At 47.8% G+C, this 12,098-nt stretch carries 8 protein-coding genes; 6 read left to right on the top strand and 2 right to left on the bottom strand.

What is annotated here, in order from left to right; translation table 11 throughout:
* The first annotated feature begins 118 nt into the window (after positions 1-118).
* The 4 genes from AC3A14_RS21690 to lpxA are packed head-to-tail and all read left to right on the top strand — an operon-like array spanning position 119 to position 4,839.
* Positions 119-2,623: a BamA/TamA family outer membrane protein gene (locus AC3A14_RS21690; protein ID WP_487779158.1), complete on the top strand. Its 2,505-nt coding sequence runs from the start codon at positions 119-121 to the stop codon at positions 2,621-2,623.
* Positions 2,624-2,625: 2 nt separating this feature from the next.
* On the top strand, positions 2,626-3,456 hold the full coding sequence (lpxC, locus tag AC3A14_RS21685; RefSeq protein ID WP_318735415.1) for a UDP-3-O-acyl-N-acetylglucosamine deacetylase: 831 nt from the start codon (positions 2,626-2,628) through the stop codon (positions 3,454-3,456).
* Positions 3,457-3,480: 24 nt separating this feature from the next.
* Positions 3,481-3,990: a 3-hydroxyacyl-ACP dehydratase FabZ gene (gene fabZ, locus AC3A14_RS21680; RefSeq protein ID WP_271942112.1), complete on the top strand. Its 510-nt coding sequence runs from the start codon at positions 3,481-3,483 to the stop codon at positions 3,988-3,990.
* 48 nt (positions 3,991-4,038) lie between these two features.
* Positions 4,039-4,839, top strand: coding sequence for an acyl-ACP--UDP-N-acetylglucosamine O-acyltransferase (gene lpxA / locus AC3A14_RS21675; RefSeq protein WP_318735412.1), 801 nt, complete (start codon positions 4,039-4,041; stop codon positions 4,837-4,839).
* 72 nt (positions 4,840-4,911) lie between these two features.
* On the opposite strand, the gene AC3A14_RS21670 is transcribed toward lpxA, so the two are convergent.
* Entirely contained in the window at positions 4,912-5,742 is an 831-nt protein-coding gene (locus tag AC3A14_RS21670) for a Uma2 family endonuclease (protein ID WP_318735411.1), read from the bottom strand.
* 119 nt (positions 5,743-5,861) lie between these two features.
* Between AC3A14_RS21670 and lpxB the strand changes: the two genes are divergently transcribed.
* The gene (lpxB, locus tag AC3A14_RS21665) at positions 5,862-7,040 is read left to right on the top strand and encodes a lipid-A-disaccharide synthase (RefSeq protein ID WP_487779157.1); all 1,179 of its coding nucleotides are present in this window, start codon (positions 5,862-5,864) and stop codon (positions 7,038-7,040) included.
* Between the two features lie 68 nt (positions 7,041-7,108).
* Here the strand turns inward: lpxB and AC3A14_RS21660 are convergent, their stop codons facing one another.
* Positions 7,109-8,209 (bottom strand): isocitrate/isopropylmalate family dehydrogenase, encoded by a 1,101-nt coding sequence (locus tag AC3A14_RS21660; protein WP_318700294.1) that lies wholly within the window; start codon positions 8,207-8,209, stop codon positions 7,109-7,111.
* A gap of 340 nt (positions 8,210-8,549) precedes the next feature.
* Here AC3A14_RS21660 and AC3A14_RS21655 point away from each other — a divergent pair, with 340 nt between their 5' ends.
* Complete coding sequence (locus AC3A14_RS21655; protein WP_487779156.1) at positions 8,550-11,915, top strand: bifunctional diguanylate cyclase/phosphodiesterase; 3,366 nt, start codon at positions 8,550-8,552, stop codon at positions 11,913-11,915.
* Positions 11,916-12,098 lie beyond the last annotated feature (183 nt).

Raw genomic sequence — 12,098 nt, 5'->3', positions numbered from 1 at the left:
AGAGCAGCTTGCTTTTACCCCATTTTCTGGAGTACAGGAAAATACAGTAACTGAGGAGCAAACGTTAGCCTTTACCTCGCTTCCCCAACCGCAACCATTAGCGGAAAATTCAGAGAAGTTGGCTTTTACAGCTTTTTCTGAGGTAGAGGAAAATGCGGTAACAGAGAACAAGACATTAGCCTTTACCTCGCTTCCTGAACCACAACAGCTATCGGAAAGTTCAGAGCAGCTTGCTTTTGCCTCATTTTCTGAGATAGAGGAAAATGCGATAACTCAGGAGAAGAAGTTAGCCTTTACCTCGCTTCCCCAACCGCAACAGCTATCAGGAAATTCAGAGCAACTCGCGTTTACCCCATTTTCTGAGGTAGAGGAAAATGCGGTAACTGAGGACAAGACATTAACCTTTACCTCGCTTCCCCAACCGCAACAGCTATCAGGAAATTCAGAGCAGCTAGAGCAGCTTGCTTTTACACCATTTTCTGGAGTGCAGGAAAATGCAGTAGCTGAGAACAAGACATTAACCTTTACTGCACTCGCTCAACCACAACCGTTAGCGGAAAATTCAGAGCAGCTAGCCTTTACCGCACTTCCCCAACCACAACAGCTATCGGAAAATTCAGAGCAGCTTGCTTTTGCTTCATTTTCTGAGATAGAGGAAAATGCGATAACTCAGGAGAAGACGTTAGCCTTTACCTCACTTCCCGAACCGCAACAGCTAGCGGAAAATTCAGAGAAGTTGGCTTTTACTCCTTTCTTAGAAATAGAGGAAGTAGAAACGGCTCCGGCAACCCCAGTTTCTCTAAACGCTCAACTGAGTCAAAACGATTCATCGCCATCAGAACCGAGAGTATTAGTAGCAGAAATTGTTGTTAGTGGAGTCGATGGAGACTTAAGAAATCGGGTATTTGATGTCATTAGTACTCAAGCCGGACGGACGACAACTCGGACTCGACTGCAAGAAGATATTGATGCAATTTTTGCCACGGGATTCTTTTCTAATGTGCGAGCAACGCCAGAGGATACCCCATTAGGTGTGCGCGTCACATTTGAGGTAACACCTAACCCAGTTTTACGACAAGTTAATATTAATGCCAATCCAGGAACAGATATTCCTTCTGTTGTTCCCCAAGAAGTGATTGACGAAATTTTTGGCGATCAATATGGCAACATTCTTAATCTACGTCGCTTTCAAGTCAGTATTCAAGATTTGAATACCTGGTATCAAGAGAATGGGTATATTTTAGCTCAGGTGGTGGATGCGCCAGATGTGAGTGATGAAGGTACGGTTACCCTAGTGATTCCCGAAGGGGTAATTGAAGGTATTGATATTGTTTATCTGAATCGAGATGGACAGGATACGGAAGAAGATGGAACTCCTGTTAAGGGCAGAACGCGGGAGTTTATTGTTACTCGACAGCTCAGTTTGCAACCGGGAGATATTTTTAATCGCGATACGATTCAAGGGGATTTACAGCGAGTGTTTGGCTTGGGAATTTTCCAGGATGTGAATGTGACGTTAAATCCAGGAACTGACCCCACAAAGGTGGTAGTGGTGCTGAATGTGCAGGAACAAAATACGGGTTCGATCGCCGCTGGTGGTGGTATTAGTTCTGCCAGTGGCTTATTCGGTTCACTAAGTTATCAAGAAACGAACTTTGGCGGCAACAACCAGACCCTGCGTACAGAAGTGCAGCTTGGTACTCGTGATTTTCTCTTTGATGTCAGCTTCAGCGATCCGTGGATTGGTGGAGATCCTAAACGCACATCTTATACTACGAACGGATTTAGGCGGCGGTCGATCTCCCTGGTTTACGATGGTGATGAAGACCCCATTCGCTTAGATAATGGCGATCGCCCCCGCGTGCTGCGTACGGGGGCAGGAATTCGCTTTTCCCGTCCCTTGGGAGAAAATCCCTTAAAACCTGATTGGCTAGCCTCTCTAGGTATACAATACCAGCGGGTTTCCATCCGCGATGCCGATAACGAACTGACGGCTAGAGACGAAGATGGGCAACGTCTAGCCTTCCATAATACCGGTATTGACGATCTCTTCATGCTCCAGTTTGGCATCGTTAGCGATCGCCGCAACAACCCAGCTCAACCCACCACTGGCTCAGTTACCCGCTTTAGTATCGAGCAGTCTATCCCTGTCACAAGCGTTGTCATGAGTCGTCTGCGGGGAAGTTACACCTTCTTTGTCCCGGTCAAATTTACGGATTTCACCGAAGGCCCCCAAGCCCTCGCATTTCAAATTGAAGGCGGTGCAACCTTCGGAGACCTCCCCCCCTATGAAGCCTTCATTCTGGGCGGTCTAGAGTCGGTGAGAGGCTTTGCAGAAGGAGATCTCGGTAGTGGTCGATACTTCCTCGAAGGTACTGCAGAATATCGCTTCCCTGTAAGCCGACTGTTCGGAGGGGTATTATTTGTGGATGCAGCAACAAACCTCGGATCGGGTAATGCTGTGATTGGTAATCCCTCTGGTCGGCGTGGATTACCCGGTTCAGGAGCATCTGCAGGGATTGGTGTACGCATCAATACTCCCTTAGGCCCCATCCGTATTGATTATGGGTTTAATACGGATGGAGGGAGTCGAGTACACTTTGGGATTGGACAAAAATTTTAATCATGGCGATCGCAACTTCCCTCAACCAACCCTTTACCCAATCGGGTGTCGGTTTGCATAGCGGACTGGAAACCCAAGTCAACGTACTGCCCGCAGAACCCGGAAGTGGACGCTATTTTGTGCGCGTCGATCTGCGAGATCGACCCACAATTCCCGCCAGTATCGAAGCCGTCAAATCTACCGTATTATCTACGGAACTCGCCATTGGGGAGACCAGCGTGCGGACAGTAGAACACCTGCTCGCCTCCCTCCTCGCCCTCGGAATCACAGATGCAAGAATCGAGATCAATGGCCCTGAAGTCCCCTTACTCGACGGTTCAGCCGCGCCTTGGGTGGAAGCCATTCGCGGTCATCAACCGGCCCCTCCCGTCCAATTTCCAGTATCAGAAGCCACCTTAACTGAACCCATTTGGATTGCCGATAAAGATGCCTTTGTTGCTGCCATTCCCGCACCCCAACTGCGCTTTACCTATGGCATTGAATTCGACTTAGCGGAGATCGGTCAACAATGGCACAGTTGGCAACCCGATCGCGAATCCTTTAGCACCACCGTTGCTCCTGCTCGCACCTTTGGACTGGCTCACCAAATTGAAACCTTACGGGCGCAAGGGTTAATCAAAGGTGGTAGTCTGGATAATGCCCTCGTTTGCGGCCCTGAAGGTTGGCTCAATCCCCCCTTACGATTTGCCAATGAACCTGCCCGCCATAAACTCTTAGACCTGGTGGGAGACCTGAGTTTATTGGGAGTTCCTCCTGTGGCTCACTATCTGGCATTTAAGGCCAGCCATCACCTTCATGTGCAACTGGCGAGGAAAATTGCCCAACCGATCTAATCCCTATTGTTTATCGTCTAACCCATGTCCACAGAAACCGAGACTAGCCCAGAAACCCCTGCTCTTGATCCAACCAACATCGTTTTCAGTGTCGAAGAGATTCAGAAAATCATTCCCCATCGTTATCCCTTTGCTCTAGTAGACCGGATCATTGCCTATGAGCCAGGCAAATCAGCAGTAGGACTAAAAAACATCACGTTCAATGAACCCCAGTTTCAAGGGCATTTTCCGGGTCGTCCCATTATGCCAGGCGTACTAATGGTTGAAGCCATGGCTCAAGTGGGAGGCATTGTAGTGGTACAAATGGACAATTTTCCAAGCGGATTATTTGCCTTTGCAGGTATCGATAAGGTTAAATTTCGCCGGCCTGTAGTGCCTGGAGATCAGTTAATTATTACTGCAGAAATTACCAAAGCTATGCCAAAACGCGGTTTTGTGATGATGAAAGGGACAATAGAAGTCAATGGTCAAGAAGTCAATGGTAAACCAATTGTAGAAGGAGAGCTGAAATTTGCAATTTTGAGTGAAGAGTAAATAACGATTTGGTGTTAGCAAGATAAGAGAAATCAGAATGGGGGAGATATGACCACCCTAATTCATCCAACGGCAGTGATTCATAGTGGTGCAAAGGTTCATCCGACGGTGAGTGTTGGCCCCTATGCCGTGATTGGGGAAAATGTGACCATAGGGGCAAATACGACTATTGGCTCCCATGTGGTGCTGGAAGGATGGACGGAGATTGGCGAGAGAAATGAGATTTTTCCTGGAGCGGCAATTGGTTTGGCTCCCCAGGATCTTAAGTATGATGGGGGCCAAACTTGGGTCAGAATCGGTAATGATAATTGTATTCGTGAATATGTGACCATTAATCGCGCAACCGCGCCGGATGAAGCAACAGTAATTGGCGATCGCAATTTACTGATGGCTTATGTCCATGTGGCCCATAATTGCTTGCTCGAAAATGAGGTGATCGTAGCCAACTGCACCGCATTTGCCGGTCATGTGCAGGTGGAATCAAAAGCTAGAATTAGCGGACTGTTAGGAGTTCACCAGTTTGTACATATTGGCCAGATGGCGATGGTGGGTGGAATGAGTCGCATTGAGCGAGATGTTCCCCCGTATATGACTGTAGAGGGAAATCCGGCCCGGGTGCGATCGCTCAATGCGATCGGCTTAAAACGCTCTGGATTAACTCAAGAAAACTTTCGCATCCTCAAAGAAGCCTATCGAATGCTCTATCGCTCCGATCTGACCTTTCAACAAGCCCTAGAGCAATTAAGCACTCTACCGAAAACCGAGCAATTAACCCACCTACACCAGTTCCTGCACCTATCTGTCACAGAAAAAGGCCGCCGAGGTCCCATTCCAGGGAATAGGGAATAGGTTGGAGTAGATGGGTGTATGAGCATTAGACAGTACTCCATAACAGGTGAAACTGCATAACCGTTAAACTTTTTAACGATTATGCGGTAGGTTATCCGGATCTAAACCCATCGCAATCAGGCGCTCTCTCAACTCCTGCAATGCGGTTTGTGCTTGTTCTTTTTCTTGTCGTTCCCACTCTTTTTCCTGTCGTTCCCACTCTTTTTCCTGTCGTTCTCGTTCCATTTCCTCTACTTCTGTAAGAATTAAATTCCCCGACTCGTCATAAAAACGCAGCCATAACCGCTCGATTCCTTTATGACTGCCTTGCCACAATCTCAAGCCCAACCCTAACTCTGCTAACCATAATTCCTGGTTTCTTATCTCTAGCTCTTGATACCCACTTTCGTCTAATTGAAAGGCTCGAAAATAGTCCTGTTCTCGTTCATAAACAATATAGTACGGGACGCGTAGAAATTGTTCGTATACTTGCCATTTTGTCGGCGGTTTTGTCAGGTCTCTACGAGTCGTTTCTCCCAAGTCTTCCCGTTGCGTACTCGGTGACAACAGTTCCACCACGATAAACGGATTCACTTCTTCTTGCCAGACGACATAACTCATCCGTAGTTCTTTCTGTTCATACAATCGAGATACTCCCACGACTCCAAACCAGTCCGGACGTTTGTATCTGTTTGTATTCTCTACATCGTAGTAGAGATTCAAATCCATGGCTGAAAATACCTGTTCTGGGGAATAGGTAGCTGGTTGAAAGGTTTGCTCTAACAGTTGAGATTGTATGGGATGATATTGGTCTGGCAAACCCGATTCTCCTACTTCTTCACTCGGTAAGTCGTACATGGTAGGCAGGTCTTCTCTTTTGGGGGTTCTTGAGATGTTATTCTGCCTTTGGGTTAAGTTAACCATAATTACAGGAAAAAGTGCTTTTGTTCTATACTATCGCTTTAAGAAGTCTATTTATGGACTATTCAAGGAAAGGGTAGAATCCTGTTGTCCCTATTCCCTATTCCCCACTCCCTATTCCCATGACCACTATTTTTATCAGTACCGGTGAAGTCTCAGGAGATTTACAAGGCGCTCTGTTGGTGGAAGCCTTGCACCGTTATGGTTCTCAACACGGTTTGGATCTGGAGATTTTTGCTTTAGGGGGAGAGCGCATGGCTGAGGCTGGAGCAACATTGTTGGGTCAAACCACAGGAATTGGTTCTGTGGGACTTTTGGAGGCGTTGCCTTTTGTGATTCCCATATTGAAGATTCAGGAGCAAGTGAAGCGCTATTTACACCAAAATCCTCCAGATGTAATTATTTTGATTGACTATATGGGGCCCAATTTAAGTATTGGTAGCTATTTGCACCGCCATTTGCCCCAAGTACCGATTGTGTACTATATTGCTCCCCAGGTCTGGGTTTGGTCTCAAAATAAACGCGATACCCAAAAAGTAACTGAAATTACGGATGTGTTGTTAGCGATTTTCCCAGAAGAAGCACGATATTTTCGAGAGCATAAGGTTAATGTCAATTGGGTTGGACATCCTTTAATTGACCGAATGCAAACGTTTCCAAACCGCGATCGCGCACGCACTACATTAGGAATAGGAGAAGATGCAACGGCGATCGCCTTAATACCCGCCTCGCGCCGTCAAGAGGTCACCTATTTAATGCCGGTGATGTTTGCAGCGGCACAACAGATTCAGCAGAAACTACCAGACGTTCAATTTTGGGTTCCCTTATCTCTAGCAGAGTTTCGAGAACCGATTGAAAGGGCGATCGCCGATTTTGGACTGCGAGCAACCCTGGTTGATGACCAAGTTCCCGCCGTTTTAGCCGGTGCAGACTTAGCTATTTGTAAATCCGGCACTGTCAATTTAGAGTTAGCTCTACTCGATGTCCCTCAAGTAGTCATGTATCGCTTAAGTCCCCTCACCGCTTGGATCGCTCGCCATATTCTCAAGCTCTCTTTACCCTATGTCTCCCCCGCCAATTTAGTGGAGATGAAACCCATTGTCCCAGAATTTCTTCAAGAGGCAGCTACCCCTGAAGCTATTAGTCAAACTGCTTTAGACTTATTATTGAATCCCCAGATTCGCCAGGAAACTCAACAAGGCTATGCCCAAATGCGCCAAGCTTTAGGAGAACCTGGAGTGTGCGATCGCGCCGCTCAAGCCATTTTTGATTTTTGGAGATCGGGGAATGGGGAATGGTGACAAGCTAATCATCATCTCTTATTCTTCTTCCCACACTACCAAGACCCATTTTTAATTTTTAATTGCTATCAAGTAGACTCTAGGGTAGACCAGACCTCCAGCTTAGTCTTGACTTTGCGAATCACTTCATCCGTAAACTCAGAAGTCGTCATTTGTCCGCCCAGATCGGGAGTGGCTTTCCCCTCATAAATCGCTTCAAAGACCGACTCATAAATCGAGCGTGAGGCACGATCTCCGGCTGGAGTTTTCACATAGGTCAATAGGGCAGCACAAGCTAAAATCATAGCCATGGGATTGGCAATATTTTTACCATAGAGAGCGGGAGCTGTGCCATGGGGCGCTTCTGCCATCACCGTTTTCACCTGCAAGGTATCGGCATCAAAGCCCATGACTAAACTCTCCGAACCGGCAATACTGCCATACATTTGTAACACCATATCGGAGAGTAAGTCCCCATCCCGGTTGAGAGCAGGTATTACCAACGCTTCGCCGCTATTTTGTAGCAAGAGCGCAAATGTAGCATCAATCAGTAGGGGTTGGTAGGCGACATCCGGATAGCGCTGGGCTGCCTCATCCAGTTCTTCCTTAAACATGCCTTCATAGGTGGCACTGACTGTAAATTTTGGCCCGCCAAAGACTTTAGCTCCCGTCCGCTTGGCATGGGTAAATGTAAATTCGGCTACCGTTCGGCAAATGGAACGACTAATCTTGGAGGTGCGCCAAGCAATTTCATCCCCGGTTTCCGTGGTTTCTCGCCATTCCTTCGCGCCATAGGCATCATCTACAGCCATGCGGACGATGGTAATGGGGGCATAAACGCCACCTACCGGTCGAATCTGGGGAATGCGTCTGCCGGTTCGTAAAATCACCGAGGCTCCCAAGGCATCTCGCAAGATGGCATTGGGGCTACCCACATCACCTGGCGTTTCTGGGGTAATGGTGGCAGCCTTCAAAGCCAGTCCCGTTTTACAGGCAACAGTGGCAGCATCCCAAACCACCTGATTGTTACTGGCTCGACGGTTGTCCAAACTCAAATCATAATCGATGAATTCCAGAGGTTGGCCAATTACCCCAGGTTGCAAGACCCGTAAAGCCTCGGCTAGAAGCTCCTCTCCGGTCTGATCGCCATGCATGACAACGATCGCAGGTGTGGGTTGTTGAGTGGGCATAACAAGTGGTCAATCCTTGAACGGGTTTGCTTTGGTTATTGTCGTCGATGGCGATCGCAGACACTGTAAACGCAATTACCAATTATAGATGTGCGTTCAATATCGTTTTTTCCCTTGAAGAGAGGATAAGTCAAAGAGGGCAGGGAATTTGATCGGATCGTAGCAGAATACGGCTAGGATGAATGTAGTGAAACTCCTTATCAGTTTGTAATGGTGAAAAGACAATTGATTTTGCCAGGGGATCAACGATTATACAAATAATGCAATCTTGAAATTTGCATCAGACCCATCCCACTACAACTCTAGAGAGGAGCCGAGTAACTGCTAAGGAAACAGCAAAATGTTACAGTGCTTGTTAGCCAATACTCCATTAAGAATTATCCTGATTGTTCCTTTTGTGGTACAAATTACAGTAGCAGTTAGTCTTACGGCGTGGCTTTCAATTCGGAATGGACAAAAGGCGGTTGATAATGTTGCTGACGATCTTTGGCAGGAGATCGCAGCCCGAACCGTAAGCTATGTTACTCAATATACTCGAATTCCTCAAGGCGTTATTGCCGATACCCTGGCTCATCAACAGTTAAACCTAACCGATCTAACCGACATAGACCTATTAACTCGGTATCTCTGGCACCAGATGCAGCATCATAAGGGGTTATTTATCACTGCCGTTGGTTATGAAACTGGGGAAGTCGTGGGGGTTGGGGTGACAAAAGAGGGGCAAATGGCCATCCGAGCTATTGACCCTGGCCAAACCCAACTCCATACCTATGCCGTTTCTGGACAAGGCGATCGCGGAGAACGAATAAGCGTCGATAACTTTGACCTCAAGAGTCGTCCCTGGTATCGGAATGCGGTGATGGCTGGCCAGTTGACCTGGACAGACATTTACCCAAACCACGATCCGCCCTTCAATATTCTCAGTGCGGTGAGTCCCTTGTATGATACGGAAACTAAGCAACTGATTGGAGTCACCAACGCCACACTTTCACTCTGGCAAATCAGTAACTTCTTAGAACAGCTCGAAATCGGGCGATCGGGTCAAATTTTTATCATGGAGCGTACAGGCGATTTGGTCGCCTCCTCTACTGGCGAGCCGCTTTCTCAAATTGACCCAACGGTTGAGAGCAAAACGTGGAAGCGATTGAATGCTCTCGAGAGCAGCGATGCACAAGTGAGGCAAACCGCAGAACATCTCATTGAGCAATTTGGCAATCTCCGTCAGATTCAACAAGTCGAACGCACTGAATTCATCGCCAATGGAACACGGGAAATTGTGCAGATTACACCCTTTTCTGACGATTTGGGGTTGGACTGGCTGATTGTCATTGTTGTGCCCGAATCTGACTTTATGGCGCAGATTCATGCCAACACCCGTAATACCCTGTGGCTGTGTCTAGGGGCACTAGCCCTAGCCACTGCCTCTAGCATTCTCACAGCTCGCTGGATTACCGAACCGTTGCTGCGGCTCAACCAGGTGGCAAAGGAGATTACCCAGAAGTCCTTAAGGTCTACATCGTTCCCAGAGGAGATGGCTACCAGCCGTACCCGTGAAGTGAGTGAGTTAAGTCACTCCTTCAAGCAGATGACCCAACAACTCCAGGAGTCCTTTACCGTGTTACAGCAGAGCGAGGCTAACTTCAAAAACGTGGCTGCCAACGTGCCGGGAGCAATATTTCACTACATTTTGTATCCCGATGGTACGGATAAAGTCCTCTATATGAGTCCAGGTTGTTATCAGCTTTGGGAAATTGAAGCCCATATAGTTGAGGCAAATACCAGTATTCTCTGGGAGATGGTTGACCCAGAAGATTTGTCTGGGATGCACGCTTCAATCATGAAATCTGCCCACACCCTGGACAGGTGGAATTGGGAATGGCGCATTACCACCCCATCGGGTCGTCGCAAATGGCTACAGGGAATCGGTCAACCGACCCAGAACCCAGATGGTTCGGTACTTTGGCATACACTGATTCTGGATGTGAGCGATCGCAAAGCGGCTGAAATCCAACTCCAGGATTTAACCAATCGATTAGAATTGGCGACTCGAGCGGCAAAGATCGGGATTTGGGATTGGGATGTGGTCACTAATTGCCTCCTTTGGGATGAACGTATGTATGAACTCTATGACATTCCCCCTGGAGACTTTTATCAAATCTATGAAGCGTGGGAAGCGGCACTGCATCCGGACGATTTGGTGTCCTATCGAGCTGCCGTACAACAAGCGCTCGATGGGGAGAACGATTTTAATTGTGAATTCCGAATCCGATGGCCGGATGGCACGGTTCGCTACATTGAGAGCTTTGCCATTGTCCAGCGAGATGCCCAAGGGCAACCTGTGCGAATGATTGGGGTGAATTTCGATATCAGCGATCGCAAACAGGCAGAAGAACAGTTAATTTATAGTGCCCTTCACGATACCCTCACCGATTTACCCAATCGGGCACTGCTCACCAGTCGATTGGAGTTGGCGATTCAAAGAGCGCAGCGATCGCCCACCTATCATTTTGCCGTGCTGTTCCTCGACTTGGATCAATTCAAGGTGATTAATGACAGCTTGGGGCATCTGGTTGGAGATCAGTTGTTATTGATCGTCGCCCAAAAGCTGCAAAGCACCATTAGACTCACGGATGTAGCCGCTCGTTTGGGAGGAGATGAATTCGTCCTTCTACTCGAACAGATTCCTGACCTCTCAACCGTTATCCATATTGCTGAACGCCTATTAGCCGAGTTTAATCGCCCCACTCCCATCGACGGTCATAACATCTTTGTCACCACTAGCATTGGTATTGTTTGGGGATCAAATACTTACACTGAAGCCTCCGATTTACTTCGGGATGCTGATATCGCTCTCTATCGAGCCAAAGCTAAAGGTCGCAATCGATACGAAATTTTTGACGCTGAGATGCACGTCCAGGCAGTGAAACGCATGACCCTGGAGCATGACCTCCGAACGGCGATCGACCAACAGGAATTTATCCCTTACTACCAGCCTATTGTCGATCTCAATACACGACAGCTCACTGGGTTTGAATGCCTCATCCGCTGGCAGCACCCCATGCGAGGTTTTATCTCTCCTACCGACTTCATTGCCATTGCCGAAGAAACTGGGCTAATCAGCACCATTAGCCAGTGGATATTGCAGTCAGCCTGTGAGCAAGTGGTGATCTGGCAGCACCAATTCCCAGACCTGGAGGATCTCAGAATCAGTATTAATCTGTCGGGACAAGACTTAAGGCAACCCACTTTGGTAGAAATGATTCAACAAACACTCACGAATACTCAGTTGTCAGCGACTTCATTAACGTTAGAAATTACTGAGAGTCTGTTGATTGAAAATATCAAAGCTACTATCCACTTGCTGGGACAATTAAGAGATTTAGGGATTCGCATCAGTATTGATGATTTTGGGACTGGGTATTCGTCCCTGAGCTATCTTTACAACTTGCCTGCCGACTATCTCAAAATTGACCAATCTTTTGTCGGGAAAATGCGGCCAGGGGACAAAAACTACAAAATTGTGCAAGCAGTGGTGAGTATGAGCGATCAGTTGCAGTTAGGGGCGATCGCCGAAGGCATCGAAATGGAAGAACAGTTAGCTTGGCTAAAAGCACTCGGCTGCGAATTGGGCCAGGGGTACTTCTTCTCAGGACCCCTAAGCTCAATCGCCGCGACCGATCTCTTAGCCACCGGACGCACATTGTAAGGGAATAGGGAATAGGGAATAGGGAATAGGAAATTTCTCCGTATCCTCGTGTCTCCGTGTCTCCCACTCCCCGTGTCTCCCACTCCCCCACTCCCCCACTCCCCGTTATCCCCGTTTCCCCCACTCCCTACCATGTGTGGATATCCCTACCTCGAAACCTGACCTAAAACCTGATATATGTGG

This window comes from Roseofilum sp. (assembly GCF_982964205.1).
The sequence above is the reverse complement of the archived record's forward strand: the minus strand, read 5'-3'. Positions and strand labels throughout refer to the sequence as shown.

Excerpts from the sequence above, each read along its gene's own strand:
- AC3A14_RS21655 (WP_487779156.1), top strand. The coding sequence starts at position 8,550 with ATGTTACAGTGCTTGTTAGCCAATACTCCATTAAGAATTATCCTGATT.
- AC3A14_RS21660 (WP_318700294.1), bottom strand. The coding sequence starts at position 8,209 with ATGCCCACTCAACAACCCACACCTGCGATCGTTGTCATGCATGGCGAT.
- AC3A14_RS21670 (WP_318735411.1), bottom strand. The coding sequence starts at position 5,742 with ATGGTTAACTTAACCCAAAGGCAGAATAACATCTCAAGAACCCCCAAA.
- lpxB (WP_487779157.1), top strand. The coding sequence starts at position 5,862 with ATGACCACTATTTTTATCAGTACCGGTGAAGTCTCAGGAGATTTACAA.
- lpxC (WP_318735415.1), top strand. The coding sequence starts at position 2,626 with ATGGCGATCGCAACTTCCCTCAACCAACCCTTTACCCAATCGGGTGTC.
- lpxA (WP_318735412.1), top strand. The coding sequence starts at position 4,039 with ATGACCACCCTAATTCATCCAACGGCAGTGATTCATAGTGGTGCAAAG.
- fabZ (WP_271942112.1), top strand. The coding sequence starts at position 3,481 with ATGTCCACAGAAACCGAGACTAGCCCAGAAACCCCTGCTCTTGATCCA.